The sequence below is a fragment of the Streptomyces sp. NPDC050388 genome (genome assembly GCF_040655635.1).
Taxonomy (GTDB): domain Bacteria; phylum Actinomycetota; class Actinomycetes; order Streptomycetales; family Streptomycetaceae; genus Streptomyces.
The window spans coordinates 32,641-56,436 of the sequence record NZ_JBFAKH010000030.1; the positions used below are offsets into that span (position 1 = coordinate 32,641).

Sequence of the window (23,796 nt, forward strand, 5' to 3'; positions counted from 1 at the left end):
CACGCACGCGGTTCCGTCCGGTCAGCCGCGGCCGCGCCGCGGAACGTCGCGGCCCCGCCGGGTCGCGTCGTCGCTCCGCAGGGTGTCGTCCGGTACTCCCTCGCTCTCGATGCGCTCCTTGCGGACCCGGCCGCGCACGGTCTCGTTCTCGGTGCGCTCCTCCACGGTCAGCCGCACCCGTTCCACGGGTACCGCCCTGGTCTCCACGACGGGGCGCTCCTCGTGCAGCGTGATCTCGTAGTCGGCCTCGCCGATCTCGGTGCCGGAGAGCGCGGCCTCGCGCTCGGCCTCCGTGATCGGCTCGCGCACCACGCGCACCTCCTCGTGGCGCACCGGCACGGTCTTCTCGATCTCCTCCGTCACCACGTACTTGTGCAGCCTGGCCCGTCCGGTCTCGCGTCGCTCGACGCGGACGTGCATCTCCTCCTCCATGCGCGTCATGGAATCGGCGCCCGGCCCGCCGCGCGCGGTGCTCCTGCCCGTGGCCCCGGCGGCGGCCACGGAGCTGGTCCGGCCCGCCTTCCCGGTCGTCGTCGGTGCTCCCGCGGCGCCGGCCGTCGCCGTGTTCGCCGTGGGCACTGTCCGGTCCCTGCCCGTCGTGCGGGCTGTCCCAGCGGCACCCGAGGTCCCCGTCGTGCCCGCCGTCCCGGCCGCGCCCGCCACGCCGGCGGCACCCGCCGCGCCGGCCGTTCCCGCCTTGCTCGTGCCGGGGTGCCGGTCGCCGCGGCCCTCGCCGGAGCGCGCGGTGTCGTCGCGCAGCACACCGCTCCAGTCGATGCCGTAGTACTCGTACAGCCGGTGTTCCTCCGACTCCGACAGGTGGCCCTGTGCGTCGACGTCGACGTCGGGTGCGCCCTTGACCTTGTCCTTGAGGTACGGGACTTCGAGGTGGTCCTCCACCAGTTCGGCGTCACGGACGGGGATGAACGACTCGTTGGAGCCGAACATGCCCGTCCTGACGCTCACCCACTCGGGGCGGCCGCTCATGTCGTCGAAGAAGACGTGCTTGGCCTCACCGATCCTGTTGCCCTCGCCGTCGTAGACGGGGTGATCCAGGAGGATCTTGACCTCATCGCGGGAGATCATCTGGTCTCACCCTCCTTTCAGGATGTCACTCCCGTCCGGATGTCCTCATCATCACCATGGAAACTTCATGTAAGGGATAAAACGCACTTAATTTTCAACAGCGCTCACTCCTGGTGGCCCCCGTCGCACGTCTTCGGCCGGATGTTCCCGCCCGAGGTCGCCGGTCGGCGGCTGCGCGGCGGCGGCCAGGGCACGGCGGTCGAAGTGGGTGCCCGGCGGGATCGCGGCCCGTACCTCGACCTCGGCGATCAGACCGCGGGCCGAGACCACCCGCCACAGGGACGCGAACAGGGTGTCGTCGCCGACGAAGGCCGCGGCGGTGGCCGGCGTTCCGTGTGCGCTCCGGTAGTGGATGCGGACCGGCTGGACCGGGGCCCCGGCGTCCAGCGCCGCCTGGAAGACGGCCCGGCGGAAGGAGCCCTGCCGGCGGCCGCACCAGGTGCTGCCCTCGGGGAAGGCGGCGACCGCCGCACCCTCGCGCAGCGCCCCGGCGATCCGGGCGACCGTGTCCGGCAGGGCGCGCAAGCGGTCACGGTCGATGAACAGGACACCACCGCGTCCGACCAGCGGCCCGGCCACCGGCCACCGCCGTATCTCGGACTTGGCCAGCATGCGGGCCGGGCGGATCGCGCCCAGCAGCGGTATGTCGAGCCAGGAGATGTGGTTGGCGACGAGGAGCAGCCCGCCGGTGGGCGGGGCGGCGCCGGTGACCCGGATCCGGACCCCGGCGGCCCGCACGATCCACCGGCACCAGCGGCTCACCAGCCCCGCCGGGACCCGTCGGCCGATCGGCAGCAGCGCCACTCCGGCGAGGAGCAGGAGGGCGAGCGCCGTCAGCCGCAGCACCGCCCTCGGGACGGCCGTCGCGGCCCCCGTCGGCTCCACACAGCCGCTCGGGGTGCAGGGCGCGGCGGGCAGCCAGACGCTCATCAGGCCGGTACGAGGGAGAGGAAGTGCCGCAGGTAGCGCGGGTTCACCCGGTCCATCGACAGCAGTACGTACAGGTCGGCGACGCCGAAGTCCACGTCGTGCGCGGGCTCGCCGCAGACCCGGGCGCCGAGCCGGAGGTAGCCGCGCAGCAGGGCGGGCAGCTCGGTGCGGGCCGCGGGCGCCGCGGGTGTCCCGGGGTTCGCCCGCCACGGGAGCAGGGGGCGTACGCGGTACTCCTCGGGGGCGAGGTGTTTGCCCCGCACCCGGTCCCAGGTGGCGGAGGCGAGCGCGCCGCCGTCGGCGAGCGGTATGGAGCAGCAGCCCGCCAGCCACGTGTGGCCCCGGTCGACCATGTAGCGGGCGATGCCGGCCCAGATGAGGCCGATGACCGCGCCGTCGCGGTGGTCGGGGTGCACGCAGGAGCGGCCGACCTCGACGAGGTCCGGCCGGATCGGGTCGAGCGCACCGAGGTCGAACTCGCTCTCGGCGTACAGGCGCCCGGCGACCGCGGCGCGCTCCGGAGGCAGCAGCCGGTAGGTGCCGACGACCCGGCCGCTCACCTCCTCGCGCACGAGCAGGTGGTCGCAGTAGGCGTCGAAGGGGTCGACGTCCAGGCCCGGCTGGGGGGTGGACAGCAGGGCGCCCAGCTCGCCGGCGAAGACGTCGTGCCGCAGTCGCTGGGCGGCGCGCACGTCCTCCTCGTCGCGGGCGAGGGTGACGGTGTAACGGGTGGGTGCCGCGGGCTTCGCGGGGTGGTCTGCGGTCAGCACGCCGGTCATGGCTCTCTCCTGGTCACGCGCCGGAGCGGGAAGGTGGGGACTCCCCTTGTTTCTGCCTATGCCGGTTGGCGTGCACGTGACCTGGGCCGGGAGTACGGATGTGGGGATGCTGAATGCCAGGCGTCACCCGGACGGCAGACGGGACCGGGGATGAGCACCACTCCCGGTCCCGCCCGTCCGCCCCCTGGCGAACGCTCTCCCGCCGCCCGCCCGGTGGCTACCGGCCGGTCCCCTTGCGCGTGGCCCGCAGCCACTCCTTGTTCATCCCGGTGATGGAGGTCAGCGGGATGCCCTTCGGACAGGCGGTGGCGCACTCGCCGGCGAGGGTGCAGCCGCCGAACCCCTCCTCGTCCATCTGCGCCACCATGTCGAGCACCCGGGTCTCGCGCTCGGGCGCGCCCTGCGGCAGCACGTTGAGGTGGTTGATCTTCGCCGAGGTGAAGAGCATCGCCGCGCCGTTGGGGCAGGCCGCGACGCAGGCGCCGCAGCCGATGCACTCGGCGTGCTCGAAGGCGAAGTCCGCGTCCGGCTTCGGCACCGGCGTGGCGTGCGCCTCGGGCGCGGAGCCGGTGGGGACGCTGACGTAGCCGCCGGCCTGGATGATCCGGTCGAACGCCGACCGGTCCACGACGAGGTCCTTCACCACCGGGAAGGCCGACGCCCGCCACGGCTCGATGTCGATGGTGTCGCCGTCCTTGAAGGACCGCATGTGCAGCTGGCAGGTGGTGGTGCGCTCGGGGCCGTGGGCGTCGCCGTTGATGACCAGCGAGCAGGCGCCGCAGATGCCCTCGCGGCAGTCGTGGTCGAAGGCGACGGGGTCCTCGCCCTTGAGGGTGAGTTCCTCGTTGAGGGTGTCGAGCATCTCCAGGAAGGACATGTCGGGCGAGATGCCGTCCACCTCGTACGTGGACATGGCGCCGTCGGCGTCGGCGTTCTTCTGCCGCCAGACGCGCAGGGTGAGCTTCATGCGTAGCTCCGCTGAGTGGGTTGGACGTACTCGAAGACGAGGTCTTCCTTGTGCAGGGTGGGAGCTTCGCCCGTGCCGGTGAACTCCCAGGCGGCCGCGTAGGAGAACTCCTCGTCCTTGCGGGCCGCCTCACCCTCGGGGCTCTGGGACTCCTCACGGAAGTGGCCGCCGCAGGATTCGGAGCGGTGCAGCGCGTCGAGGCACATCAGCTCGGCGAGCTCCAGGTAGTCGACGATGCGGTTGGCCCGCTCCAGCGACTGGTTGAACTCCTCGCCGGTGCCGGGGACCTTGATCCGGCGCCAGAACTCCTCACGGATCTGCGGAATGCGCTCCAGCGCCTTGCGCAGGCCCGATTCGGTACGGGCCATGCCGCAGAACTCCCACATGAGTTCGCCGAGTTCGCGGTGGAAGGAGTCGGGGGTGCGGTCGCCGTCCACGGACAGCAGCAGGTTGAGCCGGTCCTCGGTCTCGGCCAGCACCTCCTGCACCGCCGGGTGGCCGGCGTCGACCTCGTCCTTGTGCGGGTTGCGGGCGAGGTAGTCGTTGATGGTGGCGGGGAGGACGAAGTAGCCGTCCGCCAGGCCCTGCATCAGCGCGGAGGCGCCGAGGCGGTTGGCACCGTGGTCGGAGAAGTTGGCCTCACCGATGGCGAACAGCCCGGGGACGGTGGTCTGGAGGTCGTAGTCGACCCACAGGCCGCCCATCGTGTAGTGCACCGCGGGGTAGATCCGCATCGGCACCCGGTACGGGTCCTCGTCGGTGATCCGCTGGTACATGTCGAAGAGGTTGCCGTACTTGGCCTCCACCGCCCCCCGCCCCATGCGCTCGATGGCGTCGGCGAAGTCCAGGTAGACGCCCTGCCCTCCGGGGCCGACGCCCCGGCCCTCGTCGCAGACGTTCTTCGCGGCGCGGGAGGCGATGTCGCGGGGGACGAGGTTGCCGAAGGAGGGGTAGATGCGCTCCAGGTAGTAGTCGCGCTCGTCCTCGGGGATCTCGTTCGGCGGGCGGTCGTCGCCCTTCGCCTTCGGCACCCAGATGCGGCCGTCGTTGCGCAGCGACTCGCTCATCAGCGTCAGCTTGGACTGGTGGTCGCCGGTGCGCGGGATGCAGGTGGGGTGGATCTGGGTGAAGCAGGGGTTGGCGAAGTACGCGCCGCGCCGGTGCGCCCGCCAGACGGCGGTCGCGTTGGAGTTCATGGCGTTCGTCGACAGGTAGAAGACGTTGCCGTAGCCGCCGGTCGCGAGGACGACGGCGTCGGCGAAGTAGGTGTCGATCTTCCCGGTGATCAGGTCCCGGGCGACGATCCCGCGCGCCCGGCCGTCGACGACGACGAGGTCGAGCATCTCGGTGCGCGGGTGCATCTCCACGTTCCCGGCGGCGATCTGCCGGGACAGCGCCTGGTAGGCGCCGAGGAGGAGCTGCTGGCCCGTCTGGCCGCGGGCGTAGAAGGTGCGGGAGACCTGGACGCCGCCGAAGGAGCGGGTGTCGAGCAGGCCGCCGTACTCGCGGGCGAAGGGCACGCCCTGGGCCACGCACTGGTCGATGATCTCCACGGAGATCTGCGCGAGGCGGTGCACGTTGGACTCGCGGGCCCGGAAGTCGCCGCCCTTGACGGTGTCGTAGAAGAGGCGGTGGACGGAGTCGCCGTCGTTGCGGTAGTTCTTCGCCGCGTTGATGCCGCCCTGCGCGGCGATGGAGTGGGCCCGGCGCGGGGAGTCCGTGTAGCAGAACTGGATGACGCGGTAGCCCTGTTCGGCGAGCGTGGCTCCGGCGGAGCCGCCGGCCAGTCCGGTTCCGACGACGATCACGGTCTGCTTGCGCCGGTTGGCGGGGTTGACCAGCTTGGCCTCGAAGCGGCGGGTGTCCCAGCGCTCGTGGATCGGCCCGGACGGGGCCTTGGTGTCGGCGACCGGCTCACCGGTCGCGTACTCGGTGTAAGCAGCGTAGGCAGTCATTTCAGCTCACCACTCCGGTCATGACGCCCACGGGTACGGCGACGAAGCCGATCGTGAGCAGCAGCGCGAGGACGTTGGCGGCGGCTTTGAGCGCGCGGTCGCGGGTGCGGCTGCCGACGCCGAGGGTCTGGGCGGCGCTCCAGAAGCCGTGCCGGATGTGCATTCCGAGGGCGAGCACCGCGACGATGTAGATGACGTTTCCGTACCAGGTGGAGAAGGTGTCCACGACGTTCTGGTAGGGCTTGCCCGTCTCGAAACCGCCGGAGTGCACGGTGCCGGTGGTCAGGTCGAGAATGTGCCAGACGATGAAGAGGCCGAGGATGATCCCGCCCCAGCGCATGGTGCGCGTGGCGTAACTGGCCCGCGCCTTCTTGTGGACGTACTTGCTGGGGCGCGCCTTGATGTCGCGGCGGCTGAGCTGGTACGCGGAGACGGCGTGGGCGACGACCGCGACGACGAGCACGACCCGGACCACCCACAGCGCCCACTCGTAGTGCAGGAGGGGTTCGCCCAAGGTGCGCAGCCAGTGTGCGTACTCGTTGAACTCGACGGCCCCGAAGTAGATCTTCAGGTTGCCGATCATGTGGGCGACCAGGTAGAGCAGCATGACCAGACCGCTGACGGCCATCACTGTCTTCTTGCCGACGGTCGAGTCCCACACGGTGCGCGCCATGGACGGCCGTCGGTCCGTCCGCGTTGCCAGAGCCATGTCACCAGACGCTAGGGCCAGAGGACCCCATCGGTCCAAGACATGGTCCACCTCGTTTCCATAGCTACCGCCTATGGAAGGTCTATATTGGCCCCATGCAGTTCCAGCAGCTCCAGTACTTCGTGGCGGTCGCCGAGACCCGGCACTTCACCCGCGCCGCCGAGATGGTCCATGTCGCGCAGCCGTCCCTCTCGCAGCAGATCAAGGCGCTGGAGCGGGAGCTGGGGGCTGACCTGTTCCTGCGGGCGCGCGGCAACATCACGCTCACCGACGCGGGCGAGGCGCTGCTGCCGCTGGCGCGGCGCATCCTGGCCGACGCCGACACGGCCCGGCACGAGGTGCAGGAACTGGTGCAGCTGCGCAGCGGCCGGGTACGGCTGGGGGCGACGCCGAGCCTGTGCACCGGTCTGCTGCCGGACGTGCTGCGCTCCTTCCACGACCGCTACCCGGGCGTCCGGCTGCTGGTCGAGGAGAGCGGCTCCCACGACCTGGTAAGGGAGCTGGCCCGTGGTGCGCTCGATCTGGCCCTGGTCGTCCTGCCCCTGCCGACCCCCTCCCCCGCCCTCACCACGGTGGAGCTGCTGCGCGAGGACCTGGTGGTGGTGTCCTCCCCGGACGCCCCTCAGCCCGGCCGGGGCCGCCGCACCGTGCGCGTCGCCGATCTGGAGGGCGAGCGGCTGGTGATGTTCCGGCACGGCTACGACCTGCGGGAGCTGACCGTGGCCGCGTGCCGTGCGGAGGGCTTCGAACCGGACTTCGCGGTGGAGGGCGGGGAGATGGACGCCGTGCTGGGCTTCGTGCGGGCGGGGCTGGGCGTCGCCGTGGTGCCCCGCATGGTCGCCGCACGGTCCGGGCAGGGCCTGCGGGTCACCCCCCTGGCCCGCCCCGGTCTCCACCGCACCATCGCCCTGGCCCACCGCAGCGACGTGGCTCCGCCCCGCGCGGCCCGGGAACTGCAGCGGATGCTCCTGGAGCGGTGAGCCGGTCCGCCCGGCGTCAGCCCGTCGCGTCGGCCAGGGCCAGGTCGTGCAGGCGTTCCGGTGGGCCGGGGCGGGCGTAGTACCAGCCCTGCGCCGTGTCGCAGCCGAGTACGCGGAGCTGCTCGGCCTGCGCCCTCGTCTCCACCCCCTCCACCGTGACGGCGAGATCGAGGCTGTGGGCCAGGGAGACGATCCCCTCGACGATCTTGAGGTCGACCGGGTCGGCCGGGAACTGCTGCATGCTCTGGGTGAAGGAGCGGTCCAGCTTGAGGACGCTCACCGGGAGGCGACGCAGGTTGGCGAGGTTGGAGTAGCCGGTGCCGAAGTCGTCCAGGGCGATGTCCACGCCCATCTCCGCCAGTCGGCGCAGCGGCTTCAGCAGGTCGTCGTCCGCGCCGATCAGCGCCGACTCGGTCACCTCCAGGCACAGCGCGTCCGGCTCGACCCCGGTGCGCTCCAGGATGTCGACGGTGTCCTGGACCAGGCCGGGGTGGGTGAGCTGGCAGGGCGAGAGGTTCACGTTGATGCGCAGCGGGCCGAGCGCCTCCGCGCCGCCGTGCCGCTCCTGCCACGCGCGGGCCTGGCGCACCGACTGCTCGAGCACCCAGCGGCCCAGCGGGACGATCAGCCCGGTGTGCTCGGCGAGCGGGATGAACCGGTCCGGGGACAGCACGCCGTGCTGCGGGTGCAGCCAGCGCACCAGCGCCTCGGCGCCCCGGACGCTGCCGTCGCCGAGGTGGACCAGCGGCTGGTACTCGATGAAGAACTCGCCCCGCTCCAGGGCCGCGGGCAGTGCCGTGGTGAGTCCGTGCCGGGTGATGGCGCGGGCGTCGGACTCCGGGTCGGCCAGCTCGAAACGGTTGCCGCCCGCCGACTTGGCCCGGTACATGGTGATGTCGGCGCTGCGCAGCACCTCCGCCGGGCTGCGTTCCCCGGCCGGCCCCTCGACGATGCCGATGCTGCCGCGCACGGTCAGGTCACGGCCGTCGACGCCGATGGGGGCGAGCAGCGCGTTCATGATGCGGGCGGCGAGCTCGTCGACCGTGTGCTCGGTGTCGGGGCCCGTGGTCAGCGCCACGAACTCGTCGCCGCCGAGCCGGGCGACCATCTCGCCGGGCGCGGTGGCGCAGGACTGGAGCCGGTCGGCGACCTCGACGAGCAGCCGGTCGCCGGCCGCGTGCCCGAGACTGTCGTTGACGGTCTTGAAGCCGTCCAGGTCGAGGTAGCACAGGCCGAAGCGCTGTCCGGGGCCGGCGCCGAGCGCCTTCTCCAGCCGTTCGAAGAAGAACGTGCGGTTGGGCAGCCCGGTGAGCGCGTCGTGGGTGGCCTCGTAGCGCAGCCGGAGGTTGAGCAGCCGCCGCTCGGTGGTGTCCTCCATCAGGGCGAGCTGGTACTGCGGTTCACCGTCGGTGCCGCGCAGCAGGGACACCGTCAGATTGGTCCACAGGACCGTTCCGTCGGGCCGGTGGAACGCCTTCTCGAGGTGGTAGTGCTCACGGTGGCCGCGGACCAGCTCGTCGTAGAGGTTCCAGGTCTGCGGGGCGTCGTCGGGGTGCGTCCACTCCCTGACGTTGCGGCTGCGCAGGCCCTGTTCGGACAGGCCGAACATGCGCCGCAGGGCGCCGTTGACCTGCAGGACGTTGCCGTCGAGGTCGGCGATGCCGATTCCTATCGCCGCGCCTTCGAAGACCGCGCGGAACCTGGCCTCGGTGGCGTGCAGGGCCTGCGCCACCGCGCCCTGTGCCTCCAGCGCGGCCTGGGCGATGGCCTCCTGCTCGGCCAGCGCCCGCTCGCGCAGCGCCCGCGCGAAACCGGCGGCCATGGCGTGCTGCAGTCTGGCGCTGCGCGCCCGCAGGTCCTCGCGGTCGCCGTCCCCGCCGCAGTACAGGACGAGGTAGGCGTCCACGCAGTCCAGGGTCCGGCTGAGCGCCTCCGGGTCGGTGCAGTGCGCCTGGATCAGGGCGGCGCCGACCGCCTGGCCGACGTCCGGGTCGAAGGCCCTGGCCAGCAGCGCTTCACTCAATCGCCGGGCCAACGGGAGCAGTTGCTCCTCGAACTCGGGCCGGGTCGACGACGTCGAGGTCACGGGGAAGACCGCCCGGCTCCAAATCGTCGCGAACCGGCGCAGCCTGCCCTCCGGCCCGTCCGGCTCCGCGCTCACGCGGTACGCCCCACGCCCGCGAGCCCGGAGAGCTCGTAGGGATCCTCGTCCTCCGGTGCGGTGTCCGGCCGCCACCGCGGCATCGGCACCAGTCCGGGTTCCACCATGTCGTACCCCTCGAAGAACCGCGCGATCTCGTCACGCGAGCGCATGATCAACGGGTTGCGGATGTCCTTGTACACGTCCACCGCGCCACCGGCCCGCTCCGGAGGCAACGGAATTCCCTCGTACGAGGCATGGGTGAGGATCAGCATACTGCCGGGTGCGAGGGCCTCACGCAGTTCGACCACCGCCGCGTACGGGTCGTCCGCGTCCTCCACGAAGTGCAGTACGGCGACGAGCAGCAGCGCCACCGGACGGTTCAGGTCGATCAGGCGCCCCACCTCGGAACTCGCCAGGATGTCCAGGGGCTTGCGGAGATCCCCGGCGACGACGCCCGCGTCCTCGTTGCCGTCGAGAACGGCCTGGCTGTGCGCGACGGCCACCGGGTCGTGGTCGACGTAGACCACCCGCGCGCCGGGAGCGGCCGCCTGCGCCACCTCGTGGACGTTGCCGAACGTCGGGATGCCGGAGCCGATGTCCAGGAACTGGGTGACGTCCTCGCCGACCGCGAAACGTACCGCCCGGCGCAGGAACGCCCTGTTCGCCTGCATGACCTTGGGCAGTCCCGGCATGAACTCCATGGCTTTGCGGGCCGCTTCCCGGTCGACCTCGAAGTTGTGCGAACCGCCCAGGTAGTAGTCGTACATCCGGGAAACACTGGGCACCGTGATGTCGATGCTCCGTGGGGCCCAGGCGGGACGCTCCATGTATCTCTCCACAACGTAGGCGATCCGGTGTTCGAGCCGAGGCTACTGATCACCCGCCAGGGGAGCGACCCCGAACGGAAATTGACCATCCGTTCCCGGTCACTGCCAGTGGCACATACCAAATTGACGCCCCGGTGAAAACGTCACGAAAAGTACCCGCGGCATTCCGGAGAGTTCCGCTGTGCGGCGAAACGCGAGGAGAACACGGGGAGAAGGGACCGAAATTTCCACGAGTTCCGGTGAATCGCGGCAAAACGGTCCGCCCCTCCGTGCGGCGCGGAGGGGCGGACCGGGATCGGCGGTGCCGAAGTGGACGACGTCCTGGGGAGGTTGCTACTTCTCCGGCGCGCCGACCGGCTTTCCGTCGGGGCGCACGGCGTACCAGGTGCCGCCGACACCTTGGCCGTTGGTGTCGCCCGGGGCCTTGTCGCCGGCGAAGGTGTAGATCGGCCAGCAGTAGATCGTCTGCTGCTCGGCGCCGTTGTCCGGGCGGGTGAACTTCATGTAGTTCTTCTTCTCGATGCCCTTGGTGTCGTTGATGTCGACCGGCGCCACCACCGGCCACTTCTCCAGGCACGCGCCGGTGCAGGCGGAGACCGGCTTCGGCCAGGCCTCGTCCTTCGTGAAGCGGTAGACCGTCATGCCGTCCTTGTCGACCACGATCTCACCGAGTTCGGGGTCCTTGCGGGTGGACAGACCGGGCAGGTCGGCCGCCTGCGCCTTCTTGCCCTCGGGGGTCAGCCCGAACCACTTGCCGCCCACGCCCTGGCCCTTGACGTCGCCGGCGTTGACGTCCTTGACGTAGCGGTAGGCGGGCCAGCCGTCGACGGTGAGCTGCTTGGTGCCGTCCGCCCGGGTGACTTCGCCCAGCAGTGACGCGTCGATGCCCTTGCCGGCCTTGGCGTCATCGGCGAGCACCGGGGGCCAGGTCTTGGCGCAGTCGCCGTCGCAGTTGGACTTGGGGGGCTGCGCGGTGTCCTGGTCGAAGCGGTAGAGCGTGAGCCCGAGTTCGTCCGTCACCAGCTCGCCGAGTTCGGCGTTGGTGGCGACACCCAACGTGCCCACGCCGCCGGCGGGGGCCTCGGGCGACGCCGTGCCGGCCCCTGTGTCGATGCCCCCGAGGTCCCCGGGCGCGGCCGAGGCGCCGACGTTCTGGCTGCTGGCCGGCGGCGCGGTGTCCTGACCGCATGCCGTCGTCAGCGTCAGCACCGCCGCGGCGCTCACCACCAGTGAGGCGGTCCGCCAGGAGGTCTTCATCTCAACTCCAGATCATCGCAAGGGTGTTGCAGCGCCCTGCTGCGCCGCCGCTCGACGTGGAGTACGCACGAAGACACCTGACGTGTTCAACGGCGGCTCATATTTCTTCCGGAACCCGTACTTCCGCCCCGCTCCGACCGCCCGCCCCCTGTCACATCGCACGTCAGTGCGATTCTCCCCAACGGGTGATCAGCCCGGAGCCAACCGGAAGATGACGAATTCACCTCCATCGGGTCATTCATCCGGAGCTCGCGCGTGTCCCGACCCGTCCCGGCTCATGATCTCCGTCGTGCAAGGACTCGTACCGACCCGATCCGCTCTCGCCGCACGGACGTTGGCGGTGGCGACGCTGGCCTGGGCGCTCGTCGGCGCCCCCGGCGCGGCGACGGCCGACGCCTGCGCCTACGCCTCGGCGGGCCCGGGGGGAACGGAGGCGGTGGCGGTCGCCGGCAGCATGACCTGGCCGCTCCCCCCGCCCTGTTCACCCTCCCCCCCGCCACCCACGCCCACACCGGCACCCCCTCCGCCTCCACCGCCGCCCGAACCCACGCCGACCCCGCCACCCCCCGCTCCCACGCCCCCTCCGACACTGAAGCCCACCCCCACGGCGAAACCCGAACCACCGTCCCCGCCACCTCCGCGTCGGGCCCGCCCCGCGCCACCGCCCGCCCGTCCGGCCCCCACTCCCACGCCCGCTCCGCCGCCGCGCCCCGCGCCGGCCCCGCCCCCCTCGGCCACCCCCACACCCGCGCCGCCTCCGTCCGCGACGCCCGTTCACTACCCGCGGTACCGGGCGGCACCCCCGGTCAAACGGCCCTCCGGCGGCGCCACGTCGCCCCTCACCTTCGTCCTGCTCATCACCACGCCCGCCGTGGTCGCCGTCGCCGCACTGCGGCCCCGCTGAAACCCGAGCGCCCGCCCAGGGCCCGTCCCGCCGTGGAGGCACCTCTTGCCGGAATGGCTTGTTCTCACCCTCGCGATGCTGGCCGTCTGCGTCGTGGTGGTCGTCATCACTCTCGTACGTCACCGCGCGGCCGCCGATGACGAGGACCCCAGCGAGACCCCGGACGTCATCGAGTACATGACGATGTGGATCGGCGTGGTGTACGCCATCGTCCTGGGCCTGGCCATCGCCGGCGTCTGGGAGGGCCGCGGCGCGGCACAGGAGCACGTGCGGGCGGAGGCGGTGGCGCTGCACGAGATCTCGGAGCGGGTACGGATCTATCCGGCCGACGTCCGCGACCGCATTCGGGACGATGTCGACGCCTATGTCGGACACGTCGTCACCACCGAGTGGCGTGTCATGGCCGACGACGGCCGGGTCACCGAACGCGGGACGGACCTCCTCGACCGGGTCCGCCGGGACGTCACCGACTACGAACCGCGGACGGACTTCGAGGCGCAGGCCTACCAGCCGCTCGTCGACCAGGTCTCCGCCGCCGACCAGGCGCGTGCCGCGCGGGCGGAGTCGACCGGGAAGACCATGCCGGGCGTGGTGTGGTTCGGGCTGATCGCCGGGGCGGTCATCACCATCGGGATGATCTTCGCGCTGCAGATCCGCCGCACCGGCCGTGAACTGGTCCTCGCCGGACTGTTCTCGGCGTTGATCGCCTTCCTGCTCTTCTTGATCTGGGACTTCGACGCGCCCTTCAGCCGGGGGCTCGCCGCCTCGGCCGATCCGTTCCTCCTCCTGTTCCCCCACGTCGGAGGCTGACGGGTGCCTACCACGGCACCCGCCGCGGGGGCGTGCGCCACGCCGCGCACGCCCCCGGCTGCCGTGACGCGGTTCCCCGCGCGGCCCACAGCACCACCCCGTTCGCGCGACTGCGGGCGCGCGCCCCGGCGCGGCTTTCCGGCTTTCCGGCTTTCCGCACATCGAGGCGTACTTCCGGCGCGAGCGGAACAGGTGCGCCGCTGTTCCTCGGGACCCAGAGGACTCGCCCTGCACGCGGTACGCGTCGCTCCCGCCGCGACGGCACGGAGGACGGACGGCTCCGCCCGGTGGGATTTCAGGACCAGCAGGGCTGTGCCCCGGATCCGGGCGGGATCCGGGGCACAGCCCTGAAGTCACACGTGCGGGAAACGGTCGCCGAAAGGGATGGGACTCAGATCTGCTTCTCGGCGCGGCGGCGCATCCAGAAGACACCGCCGGCGGTGACCGCGGCGGTCACCAGTCCGCTGCCGATGGCGATGTCGACCGGGGTCGCCCCGTCGGTGCTGCCTCCGAGGCCGCCGCGGACCCCGCCGAGGACGGTGAAGGCGGCCGGCCGGGTCAGGCTCCGGCCGGAGCAGTGCACGGTGATGTCGTACGAGCCGGCGCGCGCGTCGAAGTCGACGGTGGCGATGCCCTTCGCGGTGTCACCTCCCTCGTGGATGGGCCGCAGTTCGGTCCTCGGGAAGGCGTCGGACGTCGCGTGGCCGCCGTGGGGGCAACCGTCGACCGTGCTGGCCAACTGGCCGCCGCGGGCGATGACGCTGGGCAGGACCACGATGTTGGACGAGCCGGGGATCTGGTCGCCCTCCGCAACGGCGACCGGGGCGGCGAGCCCGAGAACGGCGACGGCGGCGCCCGCGGACGCCAGGGCACGTGACTTGCGCATGTGTTCCTCCGCGGAAGGCACCCCCGGGGGCGGTCCCCGGTAGATCGGCGAGAAAGCGCCTCCCAACAAGACCCTCAGTTGCACTGCCCCGGCACGCATTTCGGCAATGGTCCGTACCGGTGAGGCGATTTCCGCGCACATTCACGCATTCGCATGTCATCGCAGGTCACGGACAGCCAAAAAATCTCCTTTCGGCGGAACCCCGGATGGCGCACCGATGACGGCCCGGCCACCCGTTCGCCTTTCTCCCATCGCCGATCGCGCGCGCGGCACTTAGCGTTTCTGCCATGCGCGAGTGACGCGGCGACGGCCGTGTCGAGAGGGGAAAAGCGAATGTCTGCTTTCGAGCCGGCGGAAATCGAAGAGGAGGCACGGCGGAAGAAGCGTGCTCCGTGGGGCGTGCTGGCGCTGGTCCTGCTCACCGGCCTCGCGCTCATCCGGAACGGTTCGGGGGAGTTCGACATGGGGCCGCCGCAACCCGCCGTGGCGGCCGCCACCGAAAGCCGGGCGCCCGGTGACACCGCGGGCAGCTCGGTGACACCGCTGCCGTACTCGGTGCCGGGCCGGGTAAAGATTCCGGCGATCCAGGTCGACGCGCCGGTCATGGCAGTGGGGCTGGACACGGACGGGTGGATCGACGCGCCACCGCCCGAGGACCCCAATCTGGCGGGCTGGTTCACCGGCGGCGTCACCCCCGGGGAGAAGGGCACGGCGGTCGTGGTCGGCCATGTCGACAACCACCAGGGGCCGACCGTCTTCTACGGACTCGGCGCGCTGAAGAAGGGCGATCACGTCGAGATCGAGCGCAAGGACGGGAAGACCGCAAAGTTCGAGATCTACGGCGTCGAGGTCTTCGCGAAGAACGACTTTCCCGGTGACCGGGTCTACAACTCGAAAGGCACGTCGGAATTGCGGGTCATCACCTGCGGAGGCGGTTTCACCCAGCAGGACGGTTACGACGGCAACGTCGTCGTCTTCGCCCGCCTGGCCGAGGTCCGCTGAGCGGGCTCCGCCCGAGCCGGGCGGGGCGTCCGTCCGGCGTGGCGCGCGTCCGTCCGGTGTCAGGTGTACTGCCGGCGGGGCACGGTGACCTGGTAGCCGGAGTCCAGCAGTTCGGGCAGATAGCCGCGCAGCGCCCGCACGCTCTGGGACCGCTCGCCCCCGGCGTCGTGCGAGAGCACCACGACGCCGGGGGCTGCTCCGTTCTTCACCCGGTCGACGATGGCGCGGGTGCCCGGGGAGGTCCAGTCGAGGGTGTCGACGGTCCAGGCGAGGGGTTCCATGCCGAGTTCGGCGCCGAGTTGGAACGCGGCGCGGTTCCAGGCCCCGTAGGGCGCGCGGAACCACTGGGGGCGCTCGCCGTACCCGTCCTCGATCACATCGCTGGTGCGTTCCATCTCGGAGCGGATCCTGCTCCGGGAGAGAGTGGTGAGCAGGGGGTGGGACCAGGTGTGGTTGCCGACGACATGCCCCTCGTCGGACATACGGGCCAGCAGGCCCTTGTGGTAGAAGGCCATTTCCCCGCACACGAAGAACATCGCCCGCACGTCGTACGCGGCAAGCGTGTCGAGGATGTCCGGGGTGTAGCGGGGGTCGGGCCCGTCGTCGAAGGTCAGCACCATGGTGCGACCCCGTCCGGACACCCGCAGCAGGGGCGCGCTCCGCACCTGGGCCCTGCGGGGCATGCTCCTCGGCGGGCCGTAGCCGGTGAGGGGCCTGAGGCGGTACGCGGAGGGTTTGAGCGGGCGCCCGGCGGCCAGGCCTCCGGCGGCGGGCGGGGCGGGGCGTGCCACCTCGGTACCGGCGCCCCTCATGAGGACTCCGGCCGTGCCGACCGCCCCCACGACGGCGGCGCCGGCACCGGCGAGCAGCACTCGGCGCCGGGTGGGCAACTGATCCTTCTGCATGACTCATCAGTCGCCCGCCGGGGGACGGGCCCACCTCGGTGGCACCGGTCCGGCGGGACGATTCCACCCGCTCGGACCAGCACTCCGCCGGCACCGGGGTTCGCTGACCTCTGCGCCGTGACGGGACAGCACCCGACGCGGTTCGAACGGGGCACCGGCGGACCGAAGGTGATCGTGGTCGGAGTGGACGGCTCCGGCTCCTCACTGCGCGCGGCGGGCCTGCGCGTCCGGTTCGGCGCGGTGGCAGCACGCACTGTTCGCCGTGGTGTGCGTGCGGCCGGCGGCGGGCGCGGCGCGCGGGGCGCCGGTGGCCGACGCCACCGGCGAGATCGCCGAGGAACTGGTGGCGCAGGTCGGGGCGGCGTCCGAGCGGGCGGGGCGCTCGTCTTCCGCTGGGAGTTCCACACGTTCCGCGACGCCCCCTGCAACGGCATCGTGGAGGCGGCGGACGACCTCAAGGCGGGCGTGGTGGTGGGCGCCTCCGAGCAGGCGGGACGCCGGCCGGTGACGGTGGCGCCCCGAGTTCCGCGGCGTCAGAGGGTGCGCAGGAAGTCGAGGAGGATCTCGTTGAAGACCTCGGGCCGTTCCATGCACGCGTAGTGTCCCGCCCCCTCGATGGTGGCGGCGCGGCCGTCGCGCACCTCTCGGACGAGACGCTCCGCCGCCGCGGTCAGATCGGCGGGTTCGAGTGAGCCGTTGAGCGCGAGCACCGGCACGTCGATCGTCGGCACGCGGTCCCAGGTGCCGGTGACGGCGACGCGCAGGTCCTTCTCGTCCGGGGTGTGCTTGGAGATCGTATGCAGCGCCATCTCCCGCAGTCGGCGCGGGATGTCCGGGTCGACGCCGTCGATGCCGCGGTGTTCGCCCGGCGCGACCTGCACGAAGGCGTTCAGCCAGCCCTCGATGTCCCCGGCGCCCAGGGTGCGGGCGAACTCGGCCTGGAGCCGGTTGGTCCACGGATCGGTGTACTCGAACTCACTGGTGGCCGCCCCGCAGGCGACGACCGCGCGGACCAGCTCCGGGTGTTCGAGGACGGTGTCGGTCGCGATGGCCCCGCCCATCGACACGCCGACCAGGACCGCGGGCCCCGCGTCGAGGTGGCGCAGCAGGGCGGCGAGGTCGTCCGCCCAGCGGAAGGGCTGCGTGGCGTTGGCGGAGGAGCCGTGGCCGCGTACGTCGGGGGCGATCACCCGGTGGTGGGCGGCGAGGGCCGGGATCTGGTCCGCGAAGAGCCGGTGGTCGACAAAGCCGGAGTGGAGCAGGACGACCGGGTCTCCGGTGCCGCTGTCGTGGTAGGCGAGGTCGCCGTCGGAGGAGGTGAAGCAGCGGAGTTCCGCAACCGTATTCATGACAACCAAGGTGTCATTTCCGGCGAGATTTGGCAACCAAGGTGTCATGATGAGGGGGTGAACCACACCGGGAACGACACCGACAGGCCCCTTTCACCCGACGAACTCGGCCCGCGCCTGATGGAGGTGTTCGATCTGATCGGCCCGCTGTACCGGCGGGTGCAGCGGAAAGTAGAAGAGGGCGCACAAGGCGCACAGGGCGCGTACACCGGCGAACAGGACCAGGCCGTCGAGGGCCTGTCCGTCGGCGTGCGCGCCGTGCTCGACCTGCTGCACAAGCACGGCCCGATGACCGTGCCCCAGATGGGCCGCGCGCAGGCGATCAGCCGTCAGTTCGTGCAGCGCATGGTCAACGACGCCGCGGCGCGGGACCTGGTGGAGAGCATCCCCAACCCCGCCCACCAGCGGTCGTCGCTGATCCGGCTCACCGAGAAGGGGCGGGCGGCGATCGCGGCCGTCGTCGCCCGGGAGCACGCCGTGCTGCGGGAGGTCGGCGGCGACCTCACGGACGCCGACGTACGGACCTGCGTGCGGGTCCTCGCACAGATGCTGGCGCTGTTCGACACCGTGGACGTGAACTGATCGCCGCCTCGGCCGGGACGGTCTACTCCCCCATGACCAGTCCGTCCTTCGCCGCGCCCCGGCTCAGCACCACGTCGCGGATCCGGTCGCGCGCGGAGCGCACTTCGGCACCCGTCCGGAGGGCCCGGTTGAGGTCGACCACGCGGCCGGCGTCCACGTCGAAGAGGGAGGGGACGAACTCGGCCTTCGTCACCTCCCAGCGCCCGTCCGGACGCGCGGGCGGGGCGAAGGTGAAGCGGCCCAGCGTGGACTGGTTGCCGCGGGGGTCCGGGACGCCGTCGGAGTCGGTCTTCTCACCGGCGATCTGATCGCCCGTCCCGTAGACCACCCAGGTGCCGTTGACCTTCTCGTAGGCCTGCGGGACATGGGCACGCGCGCCGAGGATCAGGTCGACGTCGGGGCGGTCGCCGGTGCGGGCGGCGGTGAGTGAGCGGGCCAGGGCGATCTGCCGCCCGTCGGGGGCCTCCTGCCACTCGGTGCCCCAGCGCAGGGAGACGACGACCACGTCGGCGCCCGCCTTCCTGGCCGCGCGGGCGTCGGCGAGGATCCTGGTCCCGCCGATGAGGCCGACGGCCCAGGGCCGGTCGGGCGGGAGCGGGAGGCCGTCGGTGCCGTAGGTGTGGGCGAGGTGGGCGACCTCGGCCCGGCCCGCGCGCAGCACGGTCGCCGTACGGGCCCCATGTTCGGAGCGGGCCGTCCCGGCGTACCGTACGCCCGCGCCGTCGAGGGCGTCGAGGGTGCGCCGGATGCCGTCGACGCCGTCGTCCAGGGCGTGGTCGGAGGCGGTGGAGCAGCCGTCGTGGCCGGTGGCGGCGAGGCCCCGGGCCGGCTCGGGCGGGAACGTGAGGGCGGGGTGGCCGCCGTGGTCGCCGTCGGCTCCGTACACGGTTCCCGCGTGGCACAGCGCCAGATCCGCGCCGGTGACGACGGACCGGATCCCCGGGAGCATCGGACGGAAGTCGTGGCCGGCCTCTCCGGCGTCGAAGCGGGCGCGGTCGATGACCGGGTCGTGCGGCAGCACGTCCCCCGAGGCGACCAGGGTGAAGCCGCGGTCCCGCGCGGCCGAGGCACCCGGATGGCCGGATTCCGGTGGGTGGTGGTCCCGGGCCTGGCAGGCGGCGCCCGCGGCGAGGACGACGGTGAGGGCCAGGGCCACCTGTCTACTGCGGGCAATCATCGCTTCACCCCGGTACGGATCTCTTCGCGGTCACGCTCTTCACTGTCGTATTTGCTGACAAATAGATAAGAATCAACTTCTGGGTCACCGCTGCTCCGACACGCTGTTTCAAGCCGTCCGGCGCGGGCGAACGGTCGCCGCGACCGTTCGTCGAACCGTTCGTCGACGCGATCGACCGTCCGCCGCACGCTCCCGTGCGCGCCCTGTCCCCGGGGATCGCCGTACGCTGCCATACCGCCATGACGGCCGGAATCACACTCACGAGCGGGACAACCGCCGAGCACGAACTCGCCGCCCTGCAACGCGAGCACGGCCGGCCCCTCTTCGCACTGCTGCTGCGGCTCTGCGACGGGGACCGGCAGCGCGCCGAGGACCTCGTCCAGGAGACCCTGGTGCGGGCCTGGCAGCACCCCGAGGCCCTGCGCGCCGACGGCTTCGACTCCGTACGGCCCTGGCTGATGACGGTGGGACGGCGGCTCGCCATCGACGCGCGGCGGGCACGGCAGGCCCGGCCCGCCGAGGTGGGCGACGCGGTACTGGAGAACGCACGGGTGATCTCCGACCACGCCGAGCGGGCCGCGGCGACGCTCGATGTCCGCAAGGCTGTGAAGACACTCACCCCCGAACACCGTGAAGTCCTGGTGCTGGTGTACTTCCAGGGGGCGAGTGTGGCGGAAGCCGCGGCCGCCCTCGGCATCCCGCCCGGTACCGTGAAGTCCCGCGCGTTCTACGCGCTGCGGGCCCTGCGCCGGGTGCTTCCGGGATACGCCACCGACCTGCGGTGAAACCGACGGCCGGGTCAAACCTCCGTAAAGCGCCTTGCCGACGACCCCGGTTGAGTAATCGGCTGTCCTCATCCGTGTTGCGGACCGGGAGCCCGAATCGGGCGACGCGCACGTACCGGAGGAAGGCTGAAAGGGATGCCGCACAGAGGGCAAGAGAGCACCGACGACATCGGAGACGGTGAACTCACCGTCCCCATGGCCTGGTTGTACGCCGAGTACATCGCCGACGAGCTACTGCGCAGCGGCGACCTGATGCCGCCGACGTCCTTCGAGTTCCGGGCCGGCCGGGACGCGCTGGCGCTGACCGTCTTCCTGTCCGACGCCGACGGCGAGCTCTCCGGCATCCGGGTGATCACCCAGTTGGAGACCTGGCTGTCGCTGACCGCGTACGACCAGCCGTGGCAGGAGTGGGTGCAGGGACGCCTGGCGGACCTGACCGCGGAACGTGCCGCCGGCCGGAGCGCGGCGCGGCCCGACCTGGAACTCGCCCGGTCGGCCTGGCGCTGGCTGCGGGAGACGGAGCTGCTCGCACCGGATCTGAACGCGGTGCCGGGCGGCGGCACGGGGGCCGGAGAGGACGAGGGACCGAAGGTGTGGACACCGGCGTGGCAGCTCGGACTGCCGCTCGGGCACCTCGCCATCCACCTTTTCTAGCCTTCCGGTGAATCGGACCAATCCGTGGGCCCGAGGGCTCCGAATCCTTTGGTCACGATTCGGTGTGCGGCTTGAGTGAATCGACTGCCTGGTGCGTACCGGTGGGAGCAAGGAGTAACCCCACCCATACTCAACGGTACGAGGATTCGGCATGAGGTCCCTGGAACGGCATCGCGACGTCGGCGCGTACGCGCTCGGCGTGCTGGACGAGGCGGAGGCGTTCCGCTTCGAGGACCACCTCATGGAGTGCCCCAGCTGCGCTGCACAGGTGACCGAATTCGGGGCGACGACACGGCAGTTGATGCTGTACCGGCGCTCCACGCCGCCGCTGGCCCCCCCGATGGCCAGGCCCGGTCCGAAGATGCTGGACCGGCTGCTGTCCCAGGTGGCGGCCCGGCAGCGGGCGGAACGCCGGCGGCTGCTGTTCGCACTGGCCGCCTCGGTGGTGCTCGCGACGACCGCTCCGGCGCTCGCCATGATGACGAGCGGCGGCGACCGGCCACCGCGCGAGAGCATCGCGGCGACCGACGAACGGTCCGGGGTGTGGGCGGAGATCACGACGCAGGACGAGGACTGGGGCAGTCGGCTGGAGCTGAAGGTCAAGGACGGCGCGGGTCCCCGCGTCTGCCGGCTGGTGGTGGTCGGGCAGGACGGCACCGAGGAGACCGTGACCAGCTGGAGCGTGCCCCGCCACGACGCCCGGCCCAACAGCATGACGGGCGGCTCCACCCTGCACTCCGGGCAGATCATGCGCTACGAGCTGCGCTCCTCGGACGGCGAGCACCTGGTGACGCTGACGCCCACCGACCGCTGACGCCCGTCGGCACCCGCCGACCGCCGACACCGGCTCGGCCGCGGCCTCGCGGACCGTGTCGCCCCGGACCGGACCGGACCGGTCAGCGGGAACCGTGCCCCGTGCCGCCGTCGGCGTCGTGGCCGTGGTCCGCGGCGGCGGGGGAGGTGGTCACCGCGAACTCGCCCCAGACGCACTTGCCGCCGCCCCGTGCCTCCACGCCCCACACGTCGGTGAGCGTCTCGACCAGCAGCAGGCCCCGCCCGGAGACGCACGACTCCCCCGCCTCGCGGCGGCGCGGCAGGGCGCTGGAGGAGTCCGTGACCTCCACGCGCAGTCGCCGTTCGGTGCCGGTGAGGACCCTGAGGGTGACGACGGCGGCGCCCTCGGTGTGCATCAGCGCGTTGGTGATCAGCTCGTCGGCGGCCAGTTCGATCTCGTCGGCGCGGTCCCCGGCGCCCCAGGCGCCGACCCCGGCACGGATCATGCGCCGGGCCTCGGTGAGGGCCTCGGGGTCGCCGGGGGCCACGTGCTGCTGGAGCCGCCCTCCGGAGCGCGGGCTGTCCGGCGGGCGGCGACGCAGCAGGAGCAGGGCCACGTCGTCGTCACCACCGCGTTCCTCGGCCACGTCGATGAGCCGGTCGGCGAGGTCACGCACGTCCTCGGGGCCGGTGGTGATGAGTGCGCAGAGCGTCTCGATACCGTCGTCGAGGTCGGCGCCGGGCTGCTCGACCAGGCCGTCGGTGCACAGCATCAGCACGTCGCCGGGATCGAGCTCCATGGTCCCGACCGGGTACTCGAGCCTGCCGAACTCGGCGGACAGGCCGAGCGGCAGCCCGCCCGCGACGAAGACGCGCCGGCAGGAGCCGTCGGTGCGGCGGACGAGCGGGTCGATGTGGCCGGCCCGGACCACCTGGAGGACACCGGTGGACAGGTCGGCCTCGGCATAGAGGCAGGTCGCGGAGCGGTCGGTGTCGAGTTCGTGCAGGAAGACGGAGGCGCGGGCCATCACGGTGGCCGGCGGGTGCCCCTCGGCGGCGTAGGCGCGCAGCACGATGCGCAGCTGGCCCATGACGGCGGCGGCGTGGGTGTCGTGGCCCTGGACGTCGCCGATGACGGCGCCGACCCGGCCACCGGGCAGCGGGATCAGGTCGTACCAGTCGCCGCCGATGTCCCGGCTCAGCGAGCCTCCGATGCCGGCCCCGCGATAGCGGACGGCGACGTCGGCGCCGGGCACGCTGGGAATGGTGCGGGGCAGCATGGCCTGTTGCAGGCCCTGCGCGAGGTCCATCTCCTGCTCGTAGAACATGGCCCGCTGCAGGCTCTGGGCGATGCTGCTGCACAGGGCGACGAGGATGTTGCGCTCCTCGGGGGTGAAGCCGCGCCGGTCGCTGTAGAGGAGGCCCATGGCGCCGATCGGCCGGGCCTGGACGATGAGCGGCAGGTAGGCGGCCGAGGTGACGTGCAGGTCGGCGAGGTGGGGCCACAGCCCCGGGTAGCGTTCGGCGAATTCCTCCGGCGACTCGATGAAGCGCGGGCTGAGCGTCCGTACCGCCTCGCTCATCGGGTACTGCTCGTCGATCCGGGTGACGCGGGTGCCCGGGACGAAGCTGCCGACGGGGCCCTCGGCGACCAACCGGATGTGGCCGGCCTCGACCAGCCCCACGACAAGGCTGGTGGCGCCCAGATGGGTGAGGCCGTGGGTGTCCTTGAGGACGTCGATGACGTCCTGCACGGTGCGGGCGTGGGCGAGTGCGGCCGTGGTGAGCTGGACGACGTTGGTCTGCTCGCGCAGGGCGTCCTCCTGGGTGACCTGCTGCTGCCTCGCCTCGCTGGCGCCGAGTTCCTGGGTGGCGTCCCGGACGATGCCGATGATGCGGACGGGCCGTCCGGTGTCGTCCCGGAGGATGTAGCCGTGGGTGTGGGTCCAGCGCAGGGTGCCGTCACGGCGGCGGACCCGGAAGTAGGCACCGTAGTTCTCGCTGCCGTCCTTCACGGCCTGCGCGACGGTGGTGTCCAGACGGGCGATCTCCGCGGTCGGCACCCGTGACGACAGCGTCTCGGGGCGATCGTCGAATTCGTCGGCGCGCAGGTCGAAGATGTCGCGGGCCTGGGCGTCCATCTGAAGCGCCCCGGTGTCCAGGTCCCAGTCGAAACTGCCCATGCGGTTGAGCGCCAGGATCGGATCCGGGTGGTCCGGCCAGTCGTCCGGGAGTGACAGGGCGCTCGCTCCCCGATCAGCCATGAAAGCAACTTTGTCAGGATTCACCGGATTATTCGACCGCTGCGGGCTCCGGGACGCCGCCCGCCCCCTCG

21 protein-coding genes and 1 pseudogene are annotated in these 23,796 nt (G+C 71.7%); 8 read left to right on the forward strand and 14 right to left on the reverse strand.

Annotated features, from left to right (window positions below; translation table 11 throughout):
* Positions 1 to 21 precede the first annotated feature (21 nt).
* From AB0I73_RS19105 to AB0I73_RS19130, 6 genes are all read right to left on the reverse strand, one after another.
* Entirely contained in the window at positions 22 to 1,086 is a 1,065-nt protein-coding gene (locus AB0I73_RS19105; RefSeq protein ID WP_363038788.1) for a PRC and DUF2382 domain-containing protein, read from the reverse strand.
* An 87-nt stretch (positions 1,087 to 1,173) separates the two neighbouring features.
* A complete protein-coding gene (locus tag AB0I73_RS19110) occupies positions 1,174 to 2,016 on the reverse strand; it encodes a 1-acyl-sn-glycerol-3-phosphate acyltransferase (protein ID WP_363038790.1) in 843 nt (280 codons plus the stop codon).
* A complete protein-coding gene (locus AB0I73_RS19115; protein WP_363038792.1) occupies positions 2,016 to 2,795 on the reverse strand; it encodes a GNAT family N-acyltransferase in 780 nt (259 codons plus the stop codon). Before AB0I73_RS19115 ends, AB0I73_RS19110 begins: the two co-directional genes overlap by 1 nt.
* Positions 2,796 to 3,012: 217 nt before the next feature.
* Positions 3,013 to 3,762 (reverse strand): succinate dehydrogenase/fumarate reductase iron-sulfur subunit, encoded by a 750-nt coding sequence (locus AB0I73_RS19120; protein WP_361460270.1) that lies wholly within the window; start codon positions 3,760 to 3,762, stop codon positions 3,013 to 3,015.
* Complete coding sequence (locus AB0I73_RS19125; RefSeq protein WP_363038794.1) at positions 3,759 to 5,717, reverse strand: fumarate reductase/succinate dehydrogenase flavoprotein subunit; 1,959 nt, start codon at positions 5,715 to 5,717, stop codon at positions 3,759 to 3,761. The genes AB0I73_RS19120 and AB0I73_RS19125 overlap by 4 nt, the downstream gene beginning before the upstream one ends.
* A gap of 1 nt (position 5,718) precedes the next feature.
* Positions 5,719 to 6,390, reverse strand: coding sequence for a succinate dehydrogenase (locus tag AB0I73_RS19130; protein WP_363038889.1), 672 nt, complete (start codon positions 6,388 to 6,390; stop codon positions 5,719 to 5,721).
* A gap of 131 nt (positions 6,391 to 6,521) precedes the next feature.
* Between AB0I73_RS19130 and AB0I73_RS19135 the strand changes: the two genes are divergently transcribed.
* Positions 6,522 to 7,406, forward strand: coding sequence for a LysR substrate-binding domain-containing protein (locus AB0I73_RS19135; RefSeq protein ID WP_363038796.1), 885 nt, complete (start codon positions 6,522 to 6,524; stop codon positions 7,404 to 7,406).
* 16 nt (positions 7,407 to 7,422) lie between these two features.
* Here AB0I73_RS19135 and AB0I73_RS19140 read toward each other — a convergent pair whose 3' ends face one another.
* The 3 genes from AB0I73_RS19140 to AB0I73_RS19150 all read right to left on the reverse strand — a co-directional run bounded on the left by AB0I73_RS19140 (position 7,423) and on the right by AB0I73_RS19150 (position 11,633).
* Positions 7,423 to 9,567 (reverse strand): EAL domain-containing protein, encoded by a 2,145-nt coding sequence (locus AB0I73_RS19140; protein ID WP_363038798.1) that lies wholly within the window; start codon positions 9,565 to 9,567, stop codon positions 7,423 to 7,425.
* Positions 9,564 to 10,376 carry an SAM-dependent methyltransferase gene (locus AB0I73_RS19145; protein ID WP_363038800.1) on the reverse strand — a complete coding sequence of 271 codons (813 nt, stop codon included), beginning with the start codon at positions 10,374 to 10,376 and terminating at the stop codon, positions 9,564 to 9,566. The genes AB0I73_RS19140 and AB0I73_RS19145 overlap by 4 nt, the downstream gene beginning before the upstream one ends.
* A gap of 333 nt (positions 10,377 to 10,709) precedes the next feature.
* Positions 10,710 to 11,633: an SCO0930 family lipoprotein gene (locus AB0I73_RS19150; RefSeq protein WP_363038802.1), complete on the reverse strand. Its 924-nt coding sequence runs from the start codon at positions 11,631 to 11,633 to the stop codon at positions 10,710 to 10,712.
* A 949-nt stretch (positions 11,634 to 12,582) separates the two neighbouring features.
* Between AB0I73_RS19150 and AB0I73_RS19155 the strand changes: the two genes are divergently transcribed.
* The gene (locus AB0I73_RS19155; protein WP_363038804.1) at positions 12,583 to 13,347 is read left to right on the forward strand and encodes a hypothetical protein; all 765 of its coding nucleotides are present in this window, start codon (positions 12,583 to 12,585) and stop codon (positions 13,345 to 13,347) included.
* Positions 13,348 to 13,738: 391 nt separating this feature from the next.
* Here AB0I73_RS19155 and AB0I73_RS19160 read toward each other — a convergent pair whose 3' ends face one another.
* The gene (locus AB0I73_RS19160; RefSeq protein WP_363038806.1) at positions 13,739 to 14,233 is read right to left on the reverse strand and encodes a hypothetical protein; all 495 of its coding nucleotides are present in this window, start codon (positions 14,231 to 14,233) and stop codon (positions 13,739 to 13,741) included.
* Positions 14,234 to 14,566: 333 nt separating this feature from the next.
* Here AB0I73_RS19160 and AB0I73_RS19165 point away from each other — a divergent pair, with 333 nt between their 5' ends.
* Positions 14,567 to 15,235 (forward strand): class F sortase, encoded by a 669-nt coding sequence (locus tag AB0I73_RS19165; RefSeq protein ID WP_363038808.1) that lies wholly within the window; start codon positions 14,567 to 14,569, stop codon positions 15,233 to 15,235.
* 59 nt (positions 15,236 to 15,294) lie between these two features.
* On the opposite strand, the gene AB0I73_RS19170 is transcribed toward AB0I73_RS19165, so the two are convergent.
* Positions 15,295 to 16,140: a polysaccharide deacetylase family protein gene (locus AB0I73_RS19170; RefSeq protein WP_363038810.1), complete on the reverse strand. Its 846-nt coding sequence runs from the start codon at positions 16,138 to 16,140 to the stop codon at positions 15,295 to 15,297.
* Between the two features lie 117 nt (positions 16,141 to 16,257).
* Here AB0I73_RS19170 and AB0I73_RS19175 point away from each other — a divergent pair.
* Positions 16,258 to 16,641 (forward strand): annotated as a pseudogene (locus AB0I73_RS19175) (universal stress protein); the annotation flags it as partial.
* Positions 16,642 to 16,673: 32 nt separating this feature from the next.
* Here AB0I73_RS19175 and AB0I73_RS19180 read toward each other — a convergent pair.
* Positions 16,674 to 17,489 (reverse strand): alpha/beta hydrolase, encoded by an 816-nt coding sequence (locus AB0I73_RS19180; protein WP_363038812.1) that lies wholly within the window; start codon positions 17,487 to 17,489, stop codon positions 16,674 to 16,676.
* Positions 17,490 to 17,609: 120 nt separating this feature from the next.
* Here AB0I73_RS19180 and AB0I73_RS19185 point away from each other — a divergent pair, with 120 nt between their 5' ends.
* Positions 17,610 to 18,071 carry a MarR family winged helix-turn-helix transcriptional regulator gene (locus tag AB0I73_RS19185; RefSeq protein WP_363038891.1) on the forward strand — a complete coding sequence of 154 codons (462 nt, stop codon included), beginning with the start codon at positions 17,610 to 17,612 and terminating at the stop codon, positions 18,069 to 18,071.
* A 22-nt stretch (positions 18,072 to 18,093) separates the two neighbouring features.
* On the opposite strand, the gene AB0I73_RS19190 is transcribed toward AB0I73_RS19185, so the two are convergent.
* Positions 18,094 to 19,248 (reverse strand): CapA family protein, encoded by a 1,155-nt coding sequence (locus AB0I73_RS19190; protein WP_363038813.1) that lies wholly within the window; start codon positions 19,246 to 19,248, stop codon positions 18,094 to 18,096.
* A gap of 239 nt (positions 19,249 to 19,487) precedes the next feature.
* Between AB0I73_RS19190 and AB0I73_RS19195 the strand changes: the two genes are divergently transcribed.
* The 3 genes from AB0I73_RS19195 (at position 19,488) to AB0I73_RS19205 (ending at position 21,501) form a co-directional block, all read left to right on the forward strand.
* On the forward strand, positions 19,488 to 20,033 hold the full coding sequence (locus AB0I73_RS19195) for a sigma-70 family RNA polymerase sigma factor (RefSeq protein WP_363038815.1): 546 nt from the start codon (positions 19,488 to 19,490) through the stop codon (positions 20,031 to 20,033).
* A 135-nt stretch (positions 20,034 to 20,168) separates the two neighbouring features.
* A complete protein-coding gene (locus tag AB0I73_RS19200; RefSeq protein ID WP_363038817.1) occupies positions 20,169 to 20,687 on the forward strand; it encodes a hypothetical protein in 519 nt (172 codons plus the stop codon).
* 151 nt (positions 20,688 to 20,838) lie between these two features.
* Positions 20,839 to 21,501 (forward strand): zf-HC2 domain-containing protein, encoded by a 663-nt coding sequence (locus AB0I73_RS19205; RefSeq protein ID WP_363038819.1) that lies wholly within the window; start codon positions 20,839 to 20,841, stop codon positions 21,499 to 21,501.
* An 82-nt stretch (positions 21,502 to 21,583) separates the two neighbouring features.
* Here the strand turns inward: AB0I73_RS19205 and AB0I73_RS19210 are convergent, their stop codons facing one another.
* Positions 21,584 to 23,725: a SpoIIE family protein phosphatase gene (locus AB0I73_RS19210; RefSeq protein WP_363038821.1), complete on the reverse strand. Its 2,142-nt coding sequence runs from the start codon at positions 23,723 to 23,725 to the stop codon at positions 21,584 to 21,586.
* Positions 23,726 to 23,796: the final 71 nt, after the last annotated feature.

What these genes read in the sequence shown, in the direction of transcription:
- AB0I73_RS19185 (WP_363038891.1), top strand. Translation starts at nt 17,610, where the DNA reads ATGGAGGTGTTCGATCTGATCGGCCCGCTGTACCGGCGGGTGCAGCGG.
- AB0I73_RS19110 (WP_363038790.1), bottom strand. Translation starts at nt 2,016, where the DNA reads ATGAGCGTCTGGCTGCCCGCCGCGCCCTGCACCCCGAGCGGCTGTGTG.
- AB0I73_RS19150 (WP_363038802.1), bottom strand. Translation starts at nt 11,633, where the DNA reads ATGAAGACCTCCTGGCGGACCGCCTCACTGGTGGTGAGCGCCGCGGCG.
- AB0I73_RS19195 (WP_363038815.1), top strand. Translation starts at nt 19,488, where the DNA reads ATGACGGCCGGAATCACACTCACGAGCGGGACAACCGCCGAGCACGAA.
- AB0I73_RS19205 (WP_363038819.1), top strand. Translation starts at nt 20,839, where the DNA reads ATGAGGTCCCTGGAACGGCATCGCGACGTCGGCGCGTACGCGCTCGGC.
- AB0I73_RS19135 (WP_363038796.1), top strand. Translation starts at nt 6,522, where the DNA reads ATGCAGTTCCAGCAGCTCCAGTACTTCGTGGCGGTCGCCGAGACCCGG.
- AB0I73_RS19130 (WP_363038889.1), bottom strand. Translation starts at nt 6,390, where the DNA reads ATGGCGCGCACCGTGTGGGACTCGACCGTCGGCAAGAAGACAGTGATG.
- AB0I73_RS19160 (WP_363038806.1), bottom strand. Translation starts at nt 14,233, where the DNA reads ATGCGCAAGTCACGTGCCCTGGCGTCCGCGGGCGCCGCCGTCGCCGTT.
- AB0I73_RS19105 (WP_363038788.1), bottom strand. Translation starts at nt 1,086, where the DNA reads ATGATCTCCCGCGATGAGGTCAAGATCCTCCTGGATCACCCCGTCTAC.
- AB0I73_RS19165 (WP_363038808.1), top strand. Translation starts at nt 14,567, where the DNA reads ATGTCTGCTTTCGAGCCGGCGGAAATCGAAGAGGAGGCACGGCGGAAG.
- AB0I73_RS19200 (WP_363038817.1), top strand. Translation starts at nt 20,169, where the DNA reads ATGCCGCACAGAGGGCAAGAGAGCACCGACGACATCGGAGACGGTGAA.
- AB0I73_RS19115 (WP_363038792.1), bottom strand. Translation starts at nt 2,795, where the DNA reads ATGACCGGCGTGCTGACCGCAGACCACCCCGCGAAGCCCGCGGCACCC.
- AB0I73_RS19210 (WP_363038821.1), bottom strand. Translation starts at nt 23,725, where the DNA reads ATGGCTGATCGGGGAGCGAGCGCCCTGTCACTCCCGGACGACTGGCCG.
- AB0I73_RS19180 (WP_363038812.1), bottom strand. Translation starts at nt 17,489, where the DNA reads ATGAATACGGTTGCGGAACTCCGCTGCTTCACCTCCTCCGACGGCGAC.
- AB0I73_RS19120 (WP_361460270.1), bottom strand. Translation starts at nt 3,762, where the DNA reads ATGAAGCTCACCCTGCGCGTCTGGCGGCAGAAGAACGCCGACGCCGAC.
- AB0I73_RS19170 (WP_363038810.1), bottom strand. Translation starts at nt 16,140, where the DNA reads ATGCAGAAGGATCAGTTGCCCACCCGGCGCCGAGTGCTGCTCGCCGGT.
- AB0I73_RS19190 (WP_363038813.1), bottom strand. Translation starts at nt 19,248, where the DNA reads ATGATTGCCCGCAGTAGACAGGTGGCCCTGGCCCTCACCGTCGTCCTC.
- AB0I73_RS19125 (WP_363038794.1), bottom strand. Translation starts at nt 5,717, where the DNA reads ATGACTGCCTACGCTGCTTACACCGAGTACGCGACCGGTGAGCCGGTC.
- AB0I73_RS19145 (WP_363038800.1), bottom strand. Translation starts at nt 10,376, where the DNA reads ATGGAGCGTCCCGCCTGGGCCCCACGGAGCATCGACATCACGGTGCCC.